The organism is Paenibacillus ilasis (genome assembly GCF_043195395.1).
Lineage (GTDB): Bacteria > Bacillota > Bacilli > Paenibacillales > Paenibacillaceae > Paenibacillus_AQ > Paenibacillus_AQ lautus.
On record NZ_JBHDJG010000001.1, the window covers coordinates 876,811 to 899,388 of the forward strand.

Consider the following 22,578-nt stretch of genomic DNA (forward strand, 5'->3'; position numbering starts at 1 on the left):
TAGTTTCAGAAGGAGGATATGGTTACACTTGGAACCCATTCATAAAAAGGTAGGGAGAAATCTGCAAGCCATCCGCAAATCACGGGGCCTCAGCCTCGATAACGTAGCCGAGTTGACCGGTGTAAGCAAAGCCATGCTGGGACAGATCGAGCGGGGGGATTCCAACCCGACGATCTCCGTATTATGGCGCATCGTTAGCGGCCTCGGCATTTCATTCACCACGCTCATCGAAGAGGCGGAAACCGAAGTAACCGTGGTATCACCGGAGGACGTGGAGCCTTTTCACGAGGCCGAAGGCGCGTACCGGGTATACCCTTTGTTCTCCTACAACCTGCGCACTAAATTTGAGTCCTACATGGTTATGATGGATCCGGGCTGCGATCACGGATCTGAAGCTCATAATGATGGCGTTGAGGAGTATATTTTTGTACATCAGGGGGAGCTGGAGCTCTGGCGCGAAGACGAAAGCTACACCGTGCCTGCCGGAAGCTCCGTGCATTTCTCGGCTAACCGGCCCCATCGGTACGTGAACCCTGGCAACGAGACAACGAAATTTTACACGATTATTTTCTATGCGGATGCCGCAGCCAGGGGCTGATCATTAGAAACAGTTATACCGTTTGATTACCGTCAACCGAATATTAAGAAAAGTTAGTGCCGCCCGGAGAAAATACAGCCCGATCTTAAAAATCGACTGTATGGTGTTCCGGGCGGCCGTTTTATATTTAGGACGTGGGAGAAGAGGCCGCAGGGGGAGGTGGAATTGAAATTATTCGTTTCTCATTGTGATTACAAAATCATTGACAAAGGAGTTGAACGGTTGACTATGGGTTTCCACACCAAAAAGTGGTTGAAGCTGTTATTGGCAGTTGCGTGCGCGCTTGTGGCCGTTCCGCCAGCAGGAACGACACTGATGGCGGCCAATGGTATGACAGAGCAGGCTGATGTTCATTTATTAGACTCAAACACGGCCGCGAATATGGCGACCCAACAGGATCTGGATGTTATTTACAAGGATTTGTCCGGTTATCCGACGGTATCGGCCACGTATAACGGGGGGGTTGCCGCCATCGGAGATCAAGCCTTCGTTCTGGCGGTCAACCCCGACACGACGCCAATTCTTGCGGCTGCCCGTTACGGAAAAGGCAAAGTCGTTGTTGCAGGCGACGATTCTTATTTCAAGTTTACCCCCGATATTACCGATGAGCGGAAGACGGTGGCCCGTAACATCCTCCTGTGGCTGACCGAGGATTCCGAGACGTTGACCTATCAGGAGGCATTGGAAGGCAAGGGCCGATTACCCATGTTGTCGGCAACGTGGAAGAATTATACCATCGAAACCGATGTGCCGATCGATCTGGTCCGGTTGGAGCAATTCACGCCTGAGCATTTGGATCCGTCCCGCTACCCCGTAGCTTATGTTGACGGCACGCTGAAGGATAGTGAGATCGACGTCCTCGAGGATTACGTCGCGCAGGGTGGTCATGTCGTAGTCCCCTTAAAGGGATGGGTGATGGAGCAGTATCCGCATGTCTTTCTCGGGAATGAATATCAGGGCCGCTCGGGCAGGCTCAGTGAGGATTTCCCGGTACAGCGCCTTTTGAACCGGATGGGTCTTGGTCTGATGAACAATACGGCATCGACTCGAACGGAAACTTTGCCTAAATTGACGCCAGAGCAATCCGCCAATTATCACTCGCTAAAGCTGCTGGAGCAGGCTGAAGCGATTGAGGCAGGAACGCTGTTGCCAGATCAGGTGAACGTCGGGCGGCCGGGCGCCGGCGCAGATAAGAAGCTGCAGGTCATCGCTTCGGTGACCGGTGGAACCGTCAGCAGCATCACCCCTCAAAGTCCGCTGTATGCCGTGATCGAGCAGGATGCCAGCGATTTGGAGTCCCAGCTTACGTTTCCGCTGGATCGATCCAAGGCGCCCTATACCAGTGCATTGTTAGCTTTTCAATTAGGGCGGATCGGCAATGATCTGACGGCACCCAAATCCCCTTATGCCGATCAATTTCCTGGAGCCGTTCCGACGGACGCCCCGCGAGTGACGGGACAATCCGTTCACGTGAATTTTGATTATTCAACCTTTGACTATTTACGTCAAGGCACGGTTCCAAAGAATTGGATCAGCACGGGGATATACGCGCCGGCCGGGGAATGGGTGACGGTTCAGGTCCCTGAAGGCACGCAGCATCTGGATGTGCAGGTTGGGGCACACACGGACAATTTGACAAGTAAAACAGAATGGGAAAGACCTCCGGTCATAACGCAGCGAAAATCGCTTCTTCCGGGTGAAAATCGGATTCGCAGCCCGTATGGCGGTCTGATTTACCTGATTCCGACCAAGCCGCAGCCTGGTGTTGAGACGAATATTGAAATCAGCGGCGGGGTTCAAGCGCCGTATTATATCCTTGGAGAGACCTCTCCCGATCAATGGGAGAACGCTGTTCGTGATTATCCTGCTCCCTGGGCCGAACTGCAGGGACGCAGAGTGATCTTGACGCTTCCGTCAGAGTATATCAGGCAGCTTGGAGATCCGCAGCAATTACTGGAGAAGTGGGACGCGATCGTGGACTATACAGAGGAAGTTGCAGGGCTTTCCCCGAATCAACCGCTGCCGCATAAGAGTATAGACCTTCCGTTCCGTTATGTTGCGGATCGACAGATTAGCGCGGGTTATATGCATGCCGGTTATCCCATCATGTTCCACATTGATCCTTCCGCGGGTCATGCCGTTGACATATCCCGCGTAACGCAAGGTGGATGGGGCTTCTGGCACGAGACCGGCCACGAATATCAGCAAGGAGCTTGGAACTGGAACGTAACGGGCGAAATTACCGTTAATATTTATTCTTTATATGTCCAAGAAAAATTCGGCAACAGCAGCAACTTATTGATTCGGAACGCGGAAGGAAAGGACTTCTACGACCGCGCATTTGATTATATCGAAAGCGACATACCAAACAAGTCGTTCGGCAGCTCGGGCCAGCTGGATCTCTTCGGTTATCTCGTGATGTTCCGTCAGCTGTCGCTAGCTTACGGGTGGGATTTCTACGCTGAGCTTCATAAGGCGTACCGGGAGCTGCCAGCATCGCAGCTGCCTGCGACGAACCAAGAGGAGATCGATACGTTTGTGATCATGGCATCCACCATCGCAGGTGAGAATCTGACGGAGTTCTTTGACCAATGGGCGCTGCCGTATTCCAAAGAAGAAGTTCGTTCCCGCGTTGACGCCCTGAATCTCCCGATGCCTTCGCAGGAGGTGTGGCGGCTTCGGGAGACGCATACGCTGAACGCTCCTCCCGAGATCAAGGCCGACATGGAAGCCGAATGGAACCGTGAATCGGTGAAGCTCACCGTTGCCATGACAGCGGAAGCCGAAGCGGCGGGCATGCGAAGCCAGTACAAGATTGGATCCGAGGGCAAATGGACGGATTACACGGCTCCCATACTTGTAGAAGCGGAAGGCGAGACAACGATACATGCCCGGGCGGCCGCGATGTCGGGCGTGACAAGCGACGAGGCTTCCAAAACGGTGAAGATCGACCGGACCGGGCCGGAAATTAGGGCAAACGTGACCCAGTCCGTATACCAGACCGAGCGGTTCACCATCTCACCTCAAATCACGGACTCATTAAGCGGTGTATCCGGCGTCATCGTGGAACTGGATGGCAAGGAAGCTGCAGAAACGCTGGTTAGAGACCCGTTAACGCTAACGGCCGGACCGCACACTCTTCGGATTACGGCCGAAGATGCAGCCGGGAATATCACGGCTCGCGAATACCCATTCGAAGTCGTTGTCGATCAGCAACAGCTCGACGATATCGTGAGAGCAGGGGAAGAGAAGGGCTGGATCGACAACCATGGCATCTCCCAAAGCTTATTGGCCAAAATCGCGGATTTCCAGCAGCACCCGGCCGGAAGCGAAGCCGCCGAAGATGCGCTGACTTCGCTGGAGCACGCCATCAAAGCACAGCAGGGCAAGCATATCGATGCAGGCTTCGCGGAGCTTCTTCTTGGAGACATTGACTTCATCCGAAGCCGCAGCTCGGCTACCTAGCAGCTTACATTGATGAAAGGGCGGCCGTTTCGGCTGTCCTTCATTTCTGTAATGATCATCCATCATTAAATTAATCAGGCCAAGATTAAATATAGACAATGTACTGCCTTAAAAATATATTGCACAATTAGAAAACACGGCAGTGTTCAATCGCCAAAATGTTCAGTAAGGTGGTGCTTAACAAACCAGAAGTTCACGCAAACAAGCAAATGAAAAGGGAGGCAAATGATAATGAAGGTCAACAGGTTTAAAGTATTCTGGATCGTTTTGCTTGCCGCCACCATGGCTATAACAGCGGCAGGATGCGGCGGCCCGGCCAAGAATCCACCGGTGGCGACCGAAGACCCGGAATCCCCGCCGGTTTTATCCCAATTAAATTATTGGGTGCAGATGGTCAGTCAGGTATCCGCCACGATGAAAAGTTACAACGATATCGAGGCGTATAAGGAACTGGAGAAGGTAACCAGCGTGAAGGTGGATTTTCAGCATCCGCCGCAGGGCCAGCAGGCTACGGAGCAGTTCAACCTCATGATGACCTCGGATAAGCTTCCGGACGTGATCGAGTATTCATGGGCCGGCTACCCTGGCGGACCGGAGAAGGCGATCAAGGACGGCAAAATTATTAAACTCAACGATTTGATCGATCAATATGCCCCGAATTTTAAAAAGGTGCTTGAGGATAATCCGGAATGGAAAAAAGAAATCATGACCGATGACGGCAGCATATACGCGTTCCCTTTCCTGCGCACCGACGACAGGCTCAAGGTATTTCTGGGACCGACGATCCGGCAGGATTGGCTTGATAAGCTTGGACTTTCGATGCCAACCACCATCGATGAATGGTACGCCGTGCTGAAGGCATTTAAGGAGCAGGATCCGAACGGCAATGGTGAGGCGGATGAGATTCCGCTGTATCTGGCAAAGGGCGATGTCGATACAACGACAGCATTTCTCGGCGCATGGGGAATCAATGCCGGATTTTACCAAGAAGACGGGGAAGTAAAATACGGTCCGACGGATCCGAGATTCAAGGAGTTTTTAATGCTCATGAACCAGTGGTATAAGGAGGGACTGCTTGATCCGGACTTTGCCACGACCGATGCGAAAATGCTGGAGGCGAAGATCACCGGCGGGCAGATCGGCTCCGCCATTCTATACACAGGCAGTGGGATCGGCAAGTATGGAACGCTGATGAAGGATAAGGATCCGAGCTTTAGGCTGGTGGCAGCCCCTTACCCTGTGATGAACAAAGGCGACAAGCAGATTTGGGGTTATAAAGACCACGCATTTACCGGGGTCGGGGCGGCGATAACGACCAGCAACAAAAACCCGATCGAAACCGTCAAGTGGCTGGATTACGGATATTCCGAGGAAGGCACCCTGTTGTTCAACTTCGGAAAAGAGGGCGTCAGCTACACGATGGAGGACGGCAAGCCGGTGTTTAAGCCGGAAGTGTTGAACGACAAGGCCGGGCTGCCGCTGATCCAGTCCATGTCCAAGCATAACCGCGCCACTTTCAGCGGACCGTTCATGCTCGATATTCGGTTTGATGAACAATATACCACCGAGCCGGATCAGCTGGAATCCAAGATCATCTGGGCCGAGCCGACCATGGAGAAGAAAATGCCACGCACAACGCCGACCCAATCCGAGAGCAGCCGCTATGCCTCCATTATGACGGATATCAACACATACAAGGACGAGATGTATTTGAAGTTCGTTATGGGTGCCGAGCCTTTGGATCAATTTGATAAGTACGTTAAAACGATTGAAGGCATGGGGCTGAAAGAAGCGCTTGAAATACAGCAGAAAGCCTTGGAGCGTTACGGACAACGGTAGATCGCCCTGGAGCGGCGGAAACATTCCTTCTGTCTCAGCCGCTCTTGGCGTGCAATTTATTTTTGGAGGGAGGGATTCGATTGTCTGCTGCGCAGGATTATCTCCTTGAGCATCGCAAAGGGAAATGGTCAACGATTGTTAAAGATTTGAGACGGAACAAATTCGTTTACATACTAGCGATACCCGTCATTCTGTACTATGCCGTCTTCCACTACGGCCCCATGTACGGCCTGCTGATGGCTTTCAAAGACTTCAGCATCGCTGACGGCATTTGGGGAAGCCAGTGGATTGGCTTTGAGCATTTCCGCAATTTCTTCGACAGCTATTATTTCGAACGCCTTCTGCGCAATACTGTGCTGATTAATGTTTACGAGCTCATCTTTGCGTTTCCGGCACCGATAATCCTGGCCTTGCTGCTGAACGAAATCCGCAGCCGCCTGTTTAAGCGTACGGTCCAGACGATATCCTATTTGCCGCATTTCGTATCCATCGTCGTCGTGACCGGCATCATGTTCGATTTTCTCGCAAGAGACGGCTTGATTAATCAGCTCCTGGGCTTTTTCGGTATAGAATCGATCCCGTTCATGAGTGAAGCGGGCTGGTTCCGGCCCCTATATGTCGGCTCCGGCATTTGGCAGGGCGTGGGCTGGGGATCGATCATTTATCTGGCGGCGATCGCCACCATCGATCCGACCTTGTACGAGGCAGCCAAGATGGACGGGGCAGGGCGCTGGAAGCAGATGCTGCACATCACGCTGCCGGGCATGCTGCCGACCATCATCATCATTTTTATTCTCAATATGGGCTCCATGCTCAGTGTGGGCAGCGAGAAGGTGCTGCTGATGTACAGCCCTCTTACCTATGAAACGGCGGACGTGATCTCGACCTTTGTATACCGGAGAGGGGTTCTGGAGACGGATTACGGCTTTACGACCGCCGTCGGATTATTTAACTCGGTGGTCAGCTTTATCTTGCTGGTTCTGGCAAACTCGATCAGCAAGCGGGTCAGCGAACATAAACTTTGGTAGAAAGGGGCGTCGGTCATGGCAAACAAATTATCCGCCGGAGAAAAAATATTCACCTGCTTCAACGCGCTGATCATGATAAGCCTGTGTTTCGTCACCCTATACCCATTCGTATATGTTGCCTTCGCTTCGGTCAGCGATCCCGCTTCCCTGGCCCAGCACCGCGGGCTGCTGTTGATGCCGCTCCATATCAATTTCGACGCCTATAAGGCGGTGTTTGAAAATCCGATGATTACGACGGGTTACCGCAACACGCTGATCTACGTCGCTGTAGGCACGGTCATCAATCTGGTGGCTACCGCTATCGGCGCGTATGTGCTGTCCCGCAGAAATTTGTACTTCAAAAACCTACTGATGATGCTGATCGTCATCACCATGTTTTTCGGAGGCGGCCTGATTCCGACTTATCTGCTGATCAATAATCTAGGGATGCTGAACACGATCTGGGCGATGCTTATCCCGGGGATGATCGGGACGTTTAATATGATCATTATGCGGACCGCCTTTCAGTCCGTCCCGATAAGTCTTGAGGAATCGGCGAAAATCGACGGTGCAAGCGATCTGATTATTCTGTTCCGGATCATCATTCCACTGTCCATGCCCGTCATCGCGGTCATGGTTTTATGGTATGCCGTGGGGCACTGGAATTCGTATTTCGGCGCGCTCATCTACTTAAGGGACCGGGAGTTGTTCCCGCTTCAGCTCGTGCTGCGCGAAATCCTGATTACCAATACAACCGACAGCATGATGACGGAAGCCTCGGGAGACCGGATCGCTATCGCGGATACAATTAAATATGCGACGATTATCGTATCGACATTGCCCATTCTGCTGCTGTATCCGTTTTTGCAAAAATATTTCGTCAAGGGCGTTTTGATCGGCGCCATTAAGGAATAGGAGGAGAGCGATGACGGACTCATTGGAAACCGCATTGGAAAGAAAGAACCGGATGCAGTGGTGGAAGGAGGCCAAATTCGGCATGTTCATCCACTGGGGCGTTTATTCTCTGCTGGGGCAAGGGGAGTGGGTCATGTACTTCTCCAAAATTCCGGTCAAGGAATACGAGAAACTTGCCGCGGAATTCAATCCGGAACAGTTTGATGCCAAGGCATGGGTGGCTTGCGCTAAAAGGGCCGGCATGAAATATATCGTCATCACGGCCAAGCATCACGACGGTTTCGCCATGTACCATTCACGGACGGATCCGTTTAATATCGTCGACGCTTCTCCATTCGGCCGAGATCCCTTGAAGGAATTATCCGAAGCCTGCAGGGTGGAAGGAATCCGGCTCTGCTTTTATTATTCCCATGTGATTGATTGGCATCATCCGCACGCGATCCATGACACGTACAACAATCTATGGGACTACGAGCTGGAGAAAAAAGCGTTCTTCAGCTATTGGAACCATAAAGCGAAGGGGCAAATATGCGAGCTGCTGACGGAATACGGCCCAATCGGCCTGCTCTGGTTCGACACGTCCGGGGGATTGTCGAAGAAGGAAAGTGAAGCTATCGTGAGCATGATCCGCGAGCTTCAGCCCGAATGCCTGATCAACAGCAGAGTGAGCCATTGGCCTGATTTCGGGGATTATCAATCCAAGGGAGATAACGAAATCCCGATGCATGGCGAGGAAACCAGGGAGTGGGAAACGCCGATGACCCTTAACCAATCGTGGGGGTACAGCACCAAGGATCAAGTATGGAAATCGGCGGATGCTTTAATCCGCAAGCTGGTGCACATCGTCAGCAAGGGCGGGAATCTGCTGCTCAATGTCGGTCCGACAGAAACAGGCGTGATTCCGTCAAAGTCGGTTGAACGTCTGGAGGAAGTGGGTGCCTGGCTTGAGCGAAATGGCGAGGCGGTATACGGCACCAGTGCAAGCCCGTTCCCCTATGAACTGGAATGGGGGGCCGTTACGGTGAAAGGGGAGATGGTTTACCTTCATGTATTCAATCACTATTGGCCTGCTGAAGAACTGGTATTGAACGGAGTGAAAAACAAAGTTAAAAAAGCTTACCTGCTGGCGGACGGGAACGCCAGTGGCCTCCCTGTGGAGCAGAGCTATCACCTGGAAACGGATCATTATGGGATGCGGATCCGGCTGCCGGACCTTCCCCCGGAAGATTATGTGTCGGTTGTCGCATTGGAGGTCGAAGGCGGGCTTGATGTAGACCGGGGATTTATTCAACAGGCACAGGACGCCATTAAACTGGATTTGGTACTATCGGAAATAACGACAGGCAGCGGGATGAACGAGGCCCGGTGGACCTTTAAGGCAGCATCGCCCGGCGTGTTTGAAGTCGTGCTCGTTAATTTCAAAAAATCCGGTGCCGTCTGGGAAAAAGAATATGACCATGAAGTTACCGTCCGGGCAGCAGGGCAGACGGCAGCTTGCGTTCCCAAAGAGGATGTGGTCGTCAGCGACTCCATATCCTGTCAGCATCCGTATACCGAGGTTCACTCGTCGATCGGTCGCATCGTGATTGAGCAACCGGGCACTTATGCGTTGACGTTATCGACGAAGCTTGCCAAGCCCAAGCCGAACGGACCGGAAATTTGGCAGGCGGCGTCCGTGAAGCTTCGTTCGGTGCGATTGGTTCAGGTGTAGAACCTTGCTGTACCCAGCCTATAGGCTTCACGTATGCCGTCAAACGGGAGGTTTGCACTTATCTTTTGTGATCGGATTTTAAAGGGTTAGGAAGGCAGTTTGGCGAAGGATTCAAGATGATAGGTTTCCATACATTTTCTTGGAGGAATGCGTCATGATCTCGATACCCAGCCTTCTGCCCGGCAAGCGCAAAAGCAGCCGGGGACGTGTCTTGAAAACCATGATCGTTTCGTATATGTTCATACTTTTGCTGCCAATGACCGTTGGACTGTTTCTGTATGAACGGGTGGAAAACGTGATGGAAAACAATGCGGAGCGTTCAAATTCGGCGATGCTGGAGCAGCTGCGGCTTTCCATGGACAGCAAGCTCAAAGAAGTGGATATATTGGCGAAGCAAATCATGTTTAACCCCAAGCTGGCTAATCTGCTGAACCTTGATCGGCATGATCAAGGGGAATCGTATCGTCAGGTGGAGTTCGTCCGCGATTACCTGAACCGTTATCAAACATTTGTAAGCGGATTCGTAAAGGATTTCTATGTTCACCTGCAGTCGGGAGACGTCATCTTGAAGCCAGGCATGCGAACCGATGCAAGAGCCTTCTACGACAAGTATTACCGATTTGAAAATATGGATTTTGAAACTTGGAAGCAGAGCATGCTTGGCCGCTACCACAACATGTCATTCCTGCCCTCCGATGTGCTGCTGCAGAGTCCGAACCAAGGTAACGGCAACCCGGCGGACGTGATCACCTACGCGCAATCACTTCCGGTCCATGATGTGTCCGATATCCGGGGAACGCTCGTTATCATGATCGATGGGCAGCAGGTTCAGGAGATGTTCCGGCAAATCGAGTCCGCAAATGACAGCGAGATTTATATAGTCGACGGGGAACACAGAGTCATCGCAAGCTCCTCGGGCACGGAACTGTCCGAACAGGTGACGGAAAGGCTTGCCGGACCATCGGGATTGTTTAAAGAAATGCTGAACGGTACGGACAGCATGATAACATTTACGGAATCCAAGGAGGCGGGCTGGCATTACGTGTCCGTCATGCCGATGGATAGTCTCATGGAGCGAGTGACGCAGCTGAAAAGAATGGCTTTGTCGGTGTTTATCGCATCACTTCTCGCAGGAGCAGGCGTCGCATGTTGGTTTGGGTACCGCCAGTATAGCCCCATTAAACGCGTGGTTGATGCCATTCTCCAGGGAAAGCCCATTCAGGGTAAACCAGCCACCAACGAATATGATTTCATATTGCAAACGATCGAAGGATCATTTGTAGAGGAGCGGGATCTGAGGGAGCGATTGTTCCGGCAAAGCCCCGTCATCCGAGCCGATTTTCTGTCAAGGCTCATTCGCGGTTACATCGATCCGGATCATGCAGGGAAGGAGGGAGGGCCGTCTTTAACGACCATGGGCATCCACTTCCGGTCCGATATGTTTGCAGTCATCATCGTTCAGGCAGTGGATATTACAAGGCTGTCGCCGGAACCATCGGAGCAAGATTGGACGCAAATCCGGTTTATTGTCTCGAATATCGGCACGGACATTGCGAATTCGGGCCACCAGGGATTCGCCGTCGATATGGAACGCGACCGGGTAGCGTTCCTGGTCAATTTCCATCCAGTTGAGAGCGGGGAGGCTCAGCTCTTCCTTCATGAATTTGCCGAACGATTTCTCCGGGTACTGGAGGATCGTTTCCATATTTCCGTGACGATTGCCGTTAGCAGCATACACACAGGAAACGGAACAATCGGCAGTGCTTATCTCGAAGCCATGGCCGCTCTGGATTACCGAATGTTCAGCGGAAGAAATTCCATCATTCACTTCGGTCATGTGCGGGACATTAAGCATCATTATTACTATCCGATCGAATTCGAGACGCAGCTTGTCAACCATGTGAGAGGCGGAGACAAGGAGAACGTCGCTAAGCTGCTGGACAATATTTATACGATGAATTTTAACTCGGCGGGCATGACCCCTGAACTGGGCAGATGCTTGTTCTTCAATATCATAAGCACATTTCTGAAAATACTGAATTTGACGAACACGGATCATGAAAGCCTGCTGGGCCCGAACTTTGACCCTGTAAAGCATATATTCGGTTGTGCCACAAGTGATGAAATGCAGGCTGAGACGAAACGTTTGTATGAAAAGCTGACCCGTCTCTTTCATACGGAGCACAGCGATCATAGTATCCAGCTGCAACGGGATATTATGGCATTCATCGATCGGAATTTAACCGACTATAATTTAGGACTCGGTATGATTGCCGATCATTTCGGCATGACGCCTCAATATATCTCGAGTTTCTTTAAGAAGATGAATCGATGCAATATCACCGACTATATTACCCGCGCGAGGATTGAGAAAGCGAAGACATTGATGGAGCAATCGGAACTGACCAATGCGCAGTTGGCCCAACTGGTTGGCTATACCAATGATGTTGTGTTCATCCGGGCCTTCAAGAAGTTAGAGGGGGTCACCCCCGGCAAATATCGGGCGAGCGCTAGCGGATAATAATGTTGAACGCGAGAGAGGAGTGGCCAATCAGAAATGGAAGCGATTCAGGAACCTTTAAAATACGGCGAGGTAACGACATGGACGCAGCAAAGGACCGAAGCCGCCATCGAATTCGTTCTTCATCGGATCGATCAGAATTTAGACATGTTCTCCAATCGGTTTCCGTCCCCTGCCAGCCGCAATAATATCTACGAGACAATCGGCAACACGGAATGGACCTCGTCATTCTGGACCGGAATGCTGTGGCTGGCTTATGAAGTCACGGGAGATGCCAAGTACCGGTCGACTGCGGAGCTTCAGCTCCACAGCTATAAGGAGCGCGTGGAGAAACGAATCGCCACGGAGACGCATGATCTGGGATTTTTGTATTCATTGTCCTGCGTTGCCGCATATAAGCTGACCGGGAATACAGAAGCGAGACGGATTGCCTTGGCCGCAGCAGACCTATTAATGGAGCGGTATTTCGAGAAAGCCGGTATCATTCAGGCTTGGGGTAAGTTGGACCAACCGTCACAGCGCGGCCGAATGATCATCGACTGCTGCATGAATTTGCCTTTGCTCTATTGGGCGACGGAGGAAACCCGCAAACCGGAGTATCGTCGTGCCGCCATAAGCCATGCACAGCAATCCGCTCGTTATTTGATCCGTGAGGATTCCTCAACGTATCACACGTATTATATGGATGTCGAGAGCGGAGAACCAAGGTTTGGGCAAACGTCCCAAGGATATTCGGATCATTCGTGCTGGTCCCGCGGTCAGGCCTGGGCCATTTATGGTTTACCGCTCAGTTATGCATATATGAAGGAAGAATCGCTGCTGCATGATGCGGAGCGGGTAACGAATTACTTTTTGAATCGGCTGCCTGAGGATTATGTGTGTTATTGGGATTTGATATTCACCGAAGGGCTGGAAGAGAGAGACAGCTCGGCCGCCGCCATTTCGGTATGCGGAATGCTGGAACTGGCAAAGCATTTGCCGCTCTCACACCCGCGGCGCCGTACGTACGAGAACGCGGCACTGCGCGTTTTGGGGGCATTAAGCGATCGCTATACGACGGTATCGCTCCCAGGATCCAACGGCATTCTGCAGCATGCGGTGTACGGAAAGCCGCTCGGCAACGGAATCGACGAATGCTGCATTTGGGGGGACTATTTCTATTTTGAAGCTTTGGTAAGGGTCTATAAAGATTGGGATATGTACTGGTAAATGAAGAGGATTCATATTCAAAAGACAAAAGTGAATGTATGCGGTACCCCTGCATCAGCGTGGCTGATGTTAGGGGTGTTTTGTCTGTCTGTTTGGTTATGTTGACAAAATAAATTAACTTGTGTTAATTTATTTACATAAGTTAACTTTAAAGAGGTGCTAACACAATGGATCCGGATATCTCATTAAGGGAATTAAAGAAAGCTAAGAACAAAATCGCACTGTATGAGGCGGCACTATCGTTAATGAAGGACCGGATGTTCAGCCAGGTTATGCTGGAGGACATTTGCAGGCGAGCCGAAATATCAAAAGTCACTTTTTTTAAGTTTTATCAACGCAAAGAGGATCTGCTGATTTATTTTATGCGGGTATGGCTGACTGAGCGGGTTATCGAGATCGACACGGAAGGGAAAAAAGGGTTTCAGGCGTTCCGGCATCTGTTGTCCCAAGTGGCTAAGGAGCATCAAGTGAGGCCGGGCATGATGCCGAGCCTGATCTCCTTTCTCGCGGAGCAGAACATGCAGCCCTGCATGCCGGAGCTGAGCCCTGCCGAAGTATCGCTGCTTTTTCCCGGTCACGAAGAAGCGGGGAGCCAATCGCCCAACATGTATGCTTTATTCCAGCAGTTCATGAAGGAAGAAGATCAAGCCGGGAGGCTGAACCAAGCTCTTACCTTGGAGCAAGCCGTACAGATCTGTTTCACCATTTTTTATGGCGCGTTTCTGACGGCGCAATTATACAATTCAACCGAAATCGGTCGCTTTTACGAAACGCATCTTGGTCTGCTAGAAATAAAGGAAGAGGAGTGAACAGGTATGAGCAAAGTCATTCCAGGTCGATATACCGCACACATGGAAGGATCCTTCGTTGTATTCGTGATCGGGTTTCGGATTAACAAGTGGTGGGCGGTCCATAAGTGGCTGCCTGTCATGAATGCCATGTCCCCGATGCTTCAGGAGCTGTACCGGAACAAGGAGGAGCTTGGCTTCATGGACGGTACCTATCATTTTTCCGGCAAGGGACTCACTCTTATTCAATATTGGAGGAGTTTCGAACACCTGGAGCATTATGCCCGTCACGGAGCCAATCACCTGAAGGCATGGCGGGATTTCAACCGCAAGATTGGAACGGGAGGGGACGTAGGGATATTCCACGAAACCTATTTGGTTCCGGAAGGACAATATGAATGTCTATACAACAATATGCCGAGGTTCGGTTTGGCAAAAGCGGGAGCCCATGTCCCCGCGACGGGACGCAGGGAAACGGCAAGCCGGCGGCTTGGCCGCGAGGGAGAACCGGCAGTGCCGACTCCTCCAAATCCGTAGTTCCGGTCTATAGTCGGTTGATCTCCCTCTGCTGCCGCAGCTTATGACAAAGGATAATTACCATAGGTCATGGGCGGGGTAAATGCTGTGAAAGTCGTGAGGCTTTAGACATGTTTTTCTTCCACGCTCCAAAAAAGGGTTGGTAATCCCCGTTTATTCTTCTATGATGATATTACTTCAAATCGGCGATGAGATAAGGAATTAGTTCGCTTTAGGGGGATGCCTATGGGAAGAAAAGCATGGTTTTACCGTCAGCTTTTATCGTATATGCCGGTCTTCTTTATCGTGATTTCCTTTGTGTTTTTTGTCTTTTTTCAAATGCTCGGTGAGCAGTCGCGGAAGGGGGCGATTCAGGCCAATGAGACGATGATTCAGCAGGCGATGCGATCGGTGGATAATTCGCTGAAGGCTATCGATCAGATGCTGGTGCAGGAATTGCTGTTCAACCCCGATATGTCGGGATTTTTCAATCAAGAGGATCAGGACAACGTCTATTTGAACATGCAGGCGGTGAAGGCCATGAAGCAGTTCAAGGTGTCCAATCCACTGGTCGATTCCATGGTGCTCGTGCGGACCCAGGATGAGTTCGTCCTGAGTACTTCGTCCTCATTTAACTTACAGGATTATGCGGATTATGACTTTCTTAAGCCTTATTTGGGCCAGGTCAATAGTGAGGCCAAATGGAGTACTGTACGGAATTTCCGGGAATTCAGCTTCAATAGCATGCAGCATGTGGTAACCCTGGTACGAGATGCGCCCTTCGTTACCCATGGCAAAGGCGTTATTGCCGTCAACATCAAGGTGGACGCCATACATAACATGATTCAGGGCATGGTTAATCCCGATGTTAGTTTCATTCATATGAAGGATACGCAGGGGCGGTCCATGATCCCCGACACCTCAATAGTCGAAAGCGGGGAGCTTGTCTCCCAAGCGGTGTCGCCATATACCGGGTGGGTATATGAGGGAGGACTAACCCAAGGCAGAGTGGTTGGTATCGTCAGCCAGCTGTACAATGTCTGGTTTATCGTCGGCTTGCTCATGTGCGTTGCCGGGGTCGTCTGGATCGTATTGGTTACACGCCGAAACTATAAACCAATTGAAGCCATTGTATCCCGGATTCATAACTATTCGCAGTCCAAAACGAGCGCGCTGATCCATAACAGTAAACAGGATGAGTTCGCATTTATCGAATCGGCACTGGAAAGCATGCTGGAACAGGCGAGCAGCTTTCAGCAGCAGCATCGTGAGGATTTGCTGCTGCGCAAAGCGTACCTGTTCCAGCAGCTGATGGAGGGGCAGTACCCATCCCATATGGAGCAGTGGAATGAGCAGCGCGATGCCATGGGACTGCCGGACTTGTCCACATCCCAGATCGTCAATGTCATCGAAATCGATAAATATCCATTGTTTTGCGAGCAGTACCCGCAGCAGGACCAGTATTTGATCAAATTTGCCTTAAAAAGCGTCGTTCAAGAAATCGCAGCCGGGCAGGATACGATGCTTTGGACGGAATGGATCTCAGCCTCGAAGCTCGGAGTTCTCGCGGCGGCGGAAGACCAGAATCCGAATCAGCATGTAGCCACGCTGCTGGAGCAAGCACGCCAGTGGGTGGAGGAGCATCTGAAGCTGACCATAACCGTGGGCATAGGGGAGAAAGCGGAGCGATACACGGAGATCCCGGAATCCTATGAGCAGGCACTCACCGCATTGAAATACAAAATGATCCTCGGCGAGAACCGAATCATTCATTACGCCCAAGTATCCGGGGAGGAGAGGGGCCATGCATTCGATTTTCTGAACCTCATTCGTTCGATGGCCCAATCGTTCCGACTCGTCAATAAGGATTGGCAGGAGAAGTACAACACCCTCATCCATAACATCGGACAAAACATGCTGGACCGGGACGGCGTGGTGAACCTGGCGGATTACATGGTGTACTCGTTGGGACGGGAAATGTCATGCATGGCAAAAGAATTTCAGGATTTGTGGCTGACAGAGGGACAACCTGCCTTACGGAATGCCCTTCAATCGTCCGATACGCTGGAGCAGCTGGAACAGGACTTTGGCGAAGCTTTATCCAAGCTGTTCGAGAGCATGCTTGCTCTCATGGAGGGCAGAAACCATGCGGACACGATTCTGAAGGTGCGGAGGTTTATGGAACAAAACTCGAGCAACCCGGATCTGTCCCTTAACTATTTAAGCGAACGCTTCAATATGAACTGGAAGACGCTGAGCAAGCTGTTCCGGGAGGAAACCGGCCAGAAATTCGTGGATTATTTAATTGAGCTGCGGATGAACCACGCCCGGAGACTACTGGAAGAAACCTTGCTGCCCGTACAGGATATCGCCACCGAAGTCGGGTATTCCAATGTCATTTCGTTTGGCCGGATGTTTAAAAAGCTGATGGGAATGTCGCCGGGGGATTACCGTGAGCAAGCTGTTTTTAGGCAGCAGAATTACGGGAACTAACAACCGTTCTGAGCCCATCCATGCCTACATGAACCAAGTAGAGAGTCCTGCGGATGAACCGTCCCGCGGGCCTTTTTGCTGTAAGCGGAGATTGGTTTAGCGACGGAAAAAGGTTTATCGGCCTCACGGCCTGGCAGCCCTAAAATTACACCTTGCCCGCGGAAATACGTTGATTCGGAGAATCTTGTTTATTGATCGGATGCAGCCGTCCGCTCTAGACTTGGGATCAACACAAAGCGAAGGAGGGTGACCCCATTGGCTCGTATGAGCAGCGCAATCCCAGTACCTGCAGATGCACAGGCACCAACGAATCTACCACCGAACAAGCCCATGAACCGAACGAGGAAGAAGCTGATGAAGCACTGGCAGTTCTACCTGCTCGTGTTCTTCCCGTTAGTCTACATCATCCTCTTCAAATACGTTCCGATGTTCGGCGTTTTGATTGCATTCAAGGAATACAACGTCGTACAGGGGATATTCGGCAGTCCCTGGGTAGGATTCGATTATTTCCGGCAATTATTCGATGCTCCGTTCTTCTGGCAGTATGTCCGCAACACGCTAGAAATTTCCCTGTACGGCCTGCTGGTCGGTTTCCCTGCACCCATTCTGTTGGCGCTGGCACTGAATGAGATCAGGAACGGCCGCTTCAAGAAAACCGTCCAGATGGTGACATACGCGCCGTACTTCATTTCAACGGTGGTCATCGTTTCGATTCTGATCGTGAACCTCTCGCCCAATACGGGGCTGATGAGCAATCTGTTCCGGGCGCTCGGGCTTGAGACCGTTGATTTCCTTGGCGTGCCGGAACTGTTCAAGTCGATTTATGTCTGGTCCGATGTGTGGCAGTTCACCGGTTACGGCGCCATCATCTATATTGCGGCCTTGGCTGGAGTCAATCCCGATCTGTACGAGGCGGCAAGAGTGGACGGGGCAACCCGGCTTCAAAAAATCATCAATATCGATATCCCCAGCTTGTTTCCGGTCATCGTCATTTTGCTCATATTAAATCTGGGGAACCTGATGAGCCTGGGCTTTGAGAAAATTTATCTCATGCAAAACCCGCTCAATCAGAACACGTCCGAGGTCATCTCCACCTATGTGTACAAGGTCGGTCTGCTCGGAGCAAATTTCAGCTTCTCTGCCGCCATCGGCCTGTTCAATTCCATCATCAATTTCATTCTGTTGGTTATCGTCAATTACGTATCCCGAAAAGTCTCATCCACAAGTCTATGGTAGGAGGAATCGCATGAGCAGGTCAACCGTACGGGAGTCCGCTGCAGACCGGATTTTCCTTGGAATCGTGTATTTGTTTTTATCCGTCGTTCTGATCGTCATTCTGTTTCCGCTGCTCCATATTGTAAGCGCATCCTTCAGCTCCCCGGGTGCGGTGTCCTCGGGCAAAGTGTGGCTGTGGCCGGTGGATGTGACCTTGATCGGCTACAAAGCGGTGTTCCAGAATTCCAACATTCTGATCGGGTTTGGCAACTCGCTGTTCTATGCCGTTGTCGGCACGATCGTAAACGTTGCATTCACGGTGATGCTTGCCTATCCGCTCGCCCGCAAAACGTTTTACGTTCGCAACATCATTATGATGCTGCTGGTGTTCACAATGTTTTTTGACGGTGGGCTCATACCGAACTATTTGCTCGTGAAGTCGCTCGGCATGCTCGACACGCGCTGGGCCATGATTATACCGGGTGCGCTAGCTGTATTCCAGGTCATCATCGCCCGGACTTTTTTTCAGACGACGATCCCCGATGAACTGGCCGAAGCGGCGGAAATGGATGGGAGCAGCGACATTACCTTTTTCCTTAAAATCGTCCTTCCGCTTTCGAAGCCCATTCTGGCCGTGCTCGGGCTGATGTATGCCGTCGGCCATTGGAACTCCTATTTCAATGCCCTGATTTATTTGAAGGACAGCAGCCTGTTTCCGCTTCAGATCTTCCTGAGGGATATTCTGATCCTGAATTCCGTCAGCGCCGAGATGGTGACCAACGTGAATGAGCTGCTGGTCCGCGAAGGGCTGAAGGATTTGCTGAAGTATTCGCTGATCGTGGTGGCAAGCGCCCCGGTATTGATCATTTACCCGTTTGTGCAGAAATATTTTGTCAAAGGCGTAATGATCGGATCCTTGAAAGGGTGATTCCTATTTCGTGAAGGAGGTGGGGCCGGCATTATAGAATAGGGTATTTCCGATGTTCGGACATATAGGGGGTATATGCAAAAATACGGTTTCGCTTACGAAGTACGGGCAGGTATTCCATATTAGGGAGGAATTGATTTGAAAAGGTTCACTGGATTAGGTTTAAGTCTGGTTCTCGTGGCAGTACTGGCTCTATCCGCTTGCGGCAAGACAAGTGAAACAGGAACTGAAGGTCCGGCAAGCCCTCCGGAGTCAGGGGCACCTGTTGAACTATCGGTATTCGCTCCTCAGTCCGCCGGCATCGAGAGCCTCGATGTCAATCCGTTCTCCCAGCATATCGAAGAGAAGCTGGGGATTACGTTCAAATGGAATACGACGCCCGACGCGGTATTCAACGACAAGAAACTGCTGATGCTGGCCAGCGGAGACTATCCGGCGCTCATTATGAATGCCGGCATATCCAAGGCGGATCAGATCAAGTACGGTATGCAAGGGGCCTTTATCCCCTTGAATGAGTTAATCGACAAGCATGCACCTAACATTAAAAAGGCGATGGAGGAAGTCTCCTATTTAAAATCGGCGATGACCGCGCCGGACGGCAATATTTATGCGCTTCCGAAGGTGAATGAGTGCCTGCACTGTACGTATGGACAGCGGATGTGGATCAATACAACCTGGCTTGAGAAGTTAGGTCTAGAGATGCCAACCACAACCGATGAGTTCTATGAAGTGTTGAAAGCCTTTAAGGAGCAGGATCCGAACGGCAATGGAAAGGCCGACGAAATTCCGATGACCACTTCGCTCGATGTGTGGGGAGGAGGAGTTGATGCCTTTTTGATGAATGCTTTTATATATAACAATGGCACGACTTATTTAAGCGTGAAGGATGGCAAGGTGATTTTGTCCGCGGCTGAGTCCGAGTGGAAGGAAGGTTTAAAATATCTCAACAAGCTGTACAGCGAAGGTCTGATCGACAAAGGAGCGTTTACCCAAAACGGCGATGCCGTCAAGCAGCTCGGCAACAAAGCGGACAATGTGGTCGGCGCCGTTGGTTATGCGCTGATCAGCAGCGTGCTGGAACCAACCGATGCCAAGCCCCGCCATAAGGAATATGATGTCGTACCCCCGCTGAAAGGACCGAATGGCGTGCAGCTTGCAGGTTATAGCGTCGGAGCAGGGGATGGATCGTTTGTCATTACGAACAAAGCGACGGAGGGGCAGCGGATCGCGGCAATCAAGCTGGCGGATTACCTGTTCTCCGAAGAAGGCACCGTGATGACCTCCTGGGGCTTTGAAGGAGATGGATGGCGGAAGGCGGAGTCCGGTGCGCTTGATTACAATGGCGAGCCGGCCGCATACGAAGCGTTGAAGCGGGATGTACCCGAGGGATCACTTGACGTAACCTGGTGGCAGCTTGGAACGATGCTGATGGTGAACTCCCTCCGGGAATCCTTTGTCGCTCCGGAAGATCCGCTTGGCAACGGAGCTTATGAGTATCGCTTGTGGCTGGCTGCGAAGAAATACGAGCCTTTTGCCAAACCGGAGTTGGTGTACCCGACGGATGTGTTCATCGATCCGAAAGACGCCACCTTCATCGCACAGATTCAGAAGACGATTCAGGATTACGTGAAATCGAATCTGGCACAATTTGTAACCGGCAGCAAGGACATCGAGAAGGATTGGGATGCCTATGTCAGCGGATTTAAGGGACTGCAGCTGGATAAGTATCTGGAGATTCATCAGAAAGCATTAGACAACCAAGGATAGAGGTATAGGAGGTTTATCGCTTGCACAATTTCATTGAATACGCTGCCAATATTAAGCCCTCCGAACGTCAATTAGCCGTCCAGGAGATGGAGTTCTACGCATTCTTTCATTTTACCATCAATACGTTCACGGATATGGAATGGGGCACGGGAAAAGAAGATCCTGCGCTGTTCAATCCGGCGCAGCTGGATGCGGATCAATGGGTCAGCGCTTGTGTCAGCGCCGGGATGCGCGGCTTGATCCTGACCTGCAAGCATCATGACGGCTTCTGTTTATGGCCGAGTCAATATACGGAGCACTCCGTGAAGAGCAGCCCTTGGAGAAACGGGCTTGGGGATGTGGTGAAGGAGGTTGCCGATGCCTGCAGGAGAGCGGGGATCAAGTTTGGCATCTACTTATCCCCGTGGGACCGGCATGAACCGTCATATGGCGATTCGCCGAGGTATAATCAATTTTTCCTGAACCAATTAAGAGAATTGCTGACCGGCTACGGCGAGATATTCTGCGTCTGGTTTGACGGAGCCTGCGGCGAAGGCCCGAACGGCAAGCGTCAGGAATACGATTGGGAAGCGTACTATGCCCTGATTCGGGAATTGCAGCCGAATGCCGCCATTTCGGTATGCGGACCGGATATTCGCTGGTGCGGGAATGAGGCGGGGCATTGCAGGGAGTCGGAGTGGAGCGTCGTTCCTGCGTCGCTGCGCCAGAATGAAGCGATCCAGGAAAAGTCGCAGCAAACCGATGACCGGGCGTTTGCGCGCCGCTATGAATCGAGTGAAGAGGATCTTGGCAGCCGGAGCGTCATTCAGGGCGAGAAGGAGCTGGTATGGTATCCGGCCGAAGTCAATACCTCGATCCGTCCCGGCTGGTTCTATCATGCGTCCGAAGACGATAAGGTCCGGTCACTGGAGGAATTACTGCATATTTACTACGGCTCGGTTGGCGGCAATGCCACTTTTCTGCTCAATATTCCGCCGGATACCCGCGGATTGGTTCATGAGTTCGATCTGCAGCGTCTGCAGGAACTCGGGGACGCCATTCGAACAACGTTTGATACCAATCTGGCTGCCGGTGCGGATATTACGGCATCCGAGACGAAAGCCGGATCGGATGCACGAAATATGGTCGATGGCAGCAAGAATACGTATTGGAGTCCCGAGGAGGGTACGGAATACGCCGTGATTGAGTTGGACCTCGGGCAAGCGATCGATTTCGATCATATCGTATTGGCTGAATACCGGTACGGGCAGCGGATCGAGCGCTTCGAGCTTGAATATATGGAAAATGGGAACTGGCACGCAATCCAATCCGGGACGGTGATCGGGCGCAAACGCATCTGCCGTTTTCCCGCTGTGCGGACTCAATATATCCGGCTTACCATTTTGGAATCGAGATGGTGTCCGCGCCTGTCGGGCTTTGAAGTATACCGGAGCTCGAAGGATTGATGGGAGCATTCTAACATCTGGCGGATATCCGGTATGGAATTCCGCTATGGAATGCCATGATAAGGCGGCCATCGCAAAAGGGCGGTGGCTCCTTTTTTTCGAAAACGTAAATTTTACCTTCCGTTCCACCCAGATTAGTGTAAGATGTACGTGAAAGCACC

The 22,578-nt window shown here is 51.5% G+C and carries 15 protein-coding genes; all 15 read left to right on the forward strand.

Annotation, left to right across the window (positions count from 1 at the left end):
- The first annotated feature begins 28 nt into the window (after positions 1 to 28).
- The 15 genes from ACETK5_RS04250 to ACETK5_RS04320 all read left to right on the forward strand — a co-directional run bounded on the left by ACETK5_RS04250 (position 29) and on the right by ACETK5_RS04320 (position 22,417).
- Positions 29 to 598, forward strand: a complete 570-nt coding sequence (locus ACETK5_RS04250; RefSeq protein ID WP_100538557.1) for a helix-turn-helix domain-containing protein — start codon at positions 29 to 31, stop codon at positions 596 to 598.
- Positions 599 to 763: 165 nt separating this feature from the next.
- Positions 764 to 4,063, forward strand: coding sequence for a M60 family metallopeptidase (locus ACETK5_RS04255; protein ID WP_394054354.1), 3,300 nt, complete (start codon positions 764 to 766; stop codon positions 4,061 to 4,063).
- Positions 4,064 to 4,294: 231 nt separating this feature from the next.
- Positions 4,295 to 5,902, forward strand: a complete 1,608-nt coding sequence (locus tag ACETK5_RS04260) for a type 2 periplasmic-binding domain-containing protein (RefSeq protein WP_394054355.1) — start codon at positions 4,295 to 4,297, stop codon at positions 5,900 to 5,902.
- 80 nt (positions 5,903 to 5,982) lie between these two features.
- On the forward strand, positions 5,983 to 6,930 hold the full coding sequence (locus tag ACETK5_RS04265) for an ABC transporter permease (RefSeq protein WP_100538555.1): 948 nt from the start codon (positions 5,983 to 5,985) through the stop codon (positions 6,928 to 6,930).
- Between the two features lie 15 nt (positions 6,931 to 6,945).
- The gene (locus ACETK5_RS04270) at positions 6,946 to 7,824 is read left to right on the forward strand and encodes a carbohydrate ABC transporter permease (protein ID WP_326113786.1); all 879 of its coding nucleotides are present in this window, start codon (positions 6,946 to 6,948) and stop codon (positions 7,822 to 7,824) included.
- 10 nt (positions 7,825 to 7,834) lie between these two features.
- On the forward strand, positions 7,835 to 9,535 hold the full coding sequence (locus tag ACETK5_RS04275; protein WP_394054356.1) for an alpha-L-fucosidase: 1,701 nt from the start codon (positions 7,835 to 7,837) through the stop codon (positions 9,533 to 9,535).
- A 154-nt stretch (positions 9,536 to 9,689) separates the two neighbouring features.
- Complete coding sequence (locus ACETK5_RS04280; RefSeq protein ID WP_394054357.1) at positions 9,690 to 12,056, forward strand: helix-turn-helix domain-containing protein; 2,367 nt, start codon at positions 9,690 to 9,692, stop codon at positions 12,054 to 12,056.
- 36 nt (positions 12,057 to 12,092) lie between these two features.
- A complete protein-coding gene (locus ACETK5_RS04285; RefSeq protein WP_394054358.1) occupies positions 12,093 to 13,265 on the forward strand; it encodes a glycoside hydrolase family 88 protein in 1,173 nt (390 codons plus the stop codon).
- A 167-nt stretch (positions 13,266 to 13,432) separates the two neighbouring features.
- Positions 13,433 to 14,074: a TetR/AcrR family transcriptional regulator gene (locus tag ACETK5_RS04290; protein WP_326092620.1), complete on the forward strand. Its 642-nt coding sequence runs from the start codon at positions 13,433 to 13,435 to the stop codon at positions 14,072 to 14,074.
- A 6-nt stretch (positions 14,075 to 14,080) separates the two neighbouring features.
- Positions 14,081 to 14,590, forward strand: a complete 510-nt coding sequence (locus ACETK5_RS04295; RefSeq protein ID WP_100538549.1) for a DUF4188 domain-containing protein — start codon at positions 14,081 to 14,083, stop codon at positions 14,588 to 14,590.
- A 225-nt stretch (positions 14,591 to 14,815) separates the two neighbouring features.
- Positions 14,816 to 17,062 (forward strand): helix-turn-helix domain-containing protein, encoded by a 2,247-nt coding sequence (locus ACETK5_RS04300; protein WP_394054359.1) that lies wholly within the window; start codon positions 14,816 to 14,818, stop codon positions 17,060 to 17,062.
- A 264-nt stretch (positions 17,063 to 17,326) separates the two neighbouring features.
- Complete coding sequence (locus tag ACETK5_RS04305) at positions 17,327 to 18,298, forward strand: ABC transporter permease (RefSeq protein WP_394057324.1); 972 nt, start codon at positions 17,327 to 17,329, stop codon at positions 18,296 to 18,298.
- A 10-nt stretch (positions 18,299 to 18,308) separates the two neighbouring features.
- Positions 18,309 to 19,205, forward strand: coding sequence for a carbohydrate ABC transporter permease (locus ACETK5_RS04310; RefSeq protein WP_100538546.1), 897 nt, complete (start codon positions 18,309 to 18,311; stop codon positions 19,203 to 19,205).
- A 138-nt stretch (positions 19,206 to 19,343) separates the two neighbouring features.
- Positions 19,344 to 20,972, forward strand: a complete 1,629-nt coding sequence (locus tag ACETK5_RS04315) for an ABC transporter substrate-binding protein (protein WP_394054360.1) — start codon at positions 19,344 to 19,346, stop codon at positions 20,970 to 20,972.
- 20 nt (positions 20,973 to 20,992) lie between these two features.
- Positions 20,993 to 22,417, forward strand: a complete 1,425-nt coding sequence (locus ACETK5_RS04320) for an alpha-L-fucosidase (RefSeq protein WP_394054361.1) — start codon at positions 20,993 to 20,995, stop codon at positions 22,415 to 22,417.
- The last annotated feature ends 161 nt before the right edge of the window (positions 22,418 to 22,578 follow it).

What these genes read in the sequence shown, in the direction of transcription:
- ACETK5_RS04260 (WP_394054355.1), top strand. Translation starts at nt 4,295, where the DNA reads ATGAAGGTCAACAGGTTTAAAGTATTCTGGATCGTTTTGCTTGCCGCC.
- ACETK5_RS04270 (WP_326113786.1), top strand. Translation starts at nt 6,946, where the DNA reads ATGGCAAACAAATTATCCGCCGGAGAAAAAATATTCACCTGCTTCAAC.
- ACETK5_RS04275 (WP_394054356.1), top strand. Translation starts at nt 7,835, where the DNA reads ATGACGGACTCATTGGAAACCGCATTGGAAAGAAAGAACCGGATGCAG.
- ACETK5_RS04280 (WP_394054357.1), top strand. Translation starts at nt 9,690, where the DNA reads ATGATCTCGATACCCAGCCTTCTGCCCGGCAAGCGCAAAAGCAGCCGG.
- ACETK5_RS04285 (WP_394054358.1), top strand. Translation starts at nt 12,093, where the DNA reads ATGGAAGCGATTCAGGAACCTTTAAAATACGGCGAGGTAACGACATGG.
- ACETK5_RS04290 (WP_326092620.1), top strand. Translation starts at nt 13,433, where the DNA reads ATGGATCCGGATATCTCATTAAGGGAATTAAAGAAAGCTAAGAACAAA.
- ACETK5_RS04295 (WP_100538549.1), top strand. Translation starts at nt 14,081, where the DNA reads ATGAGCAAAGTCATTCCAGGTCGATATACCGCACACATGGAAGGATCC.
- ACETK5_RS04300 (WP_394054359.1), top strand. Translation starts at nt 14,816, where the DNA reads ATGGGAAGAAAAGCATGGTTTTACCGTCAGCTTTTATCGTATATGCCG.
- ACETK5_RS04305 (WP_394057324.1), top strand. Translation starts at nt 17,327, where the DNA reads ATGAGCAGCGCAATCCCAGTACCTGCAGATGCACAGGCACCAACGAAT.
- ACETK5_RS04310 (WP_100538546.1), top strand. Translation starts at nt 18,309, where the DNA reads ATGAGCAGGTCAACCGTACGGGAGTCCGCTGCAGACCGGATTTTCCTT.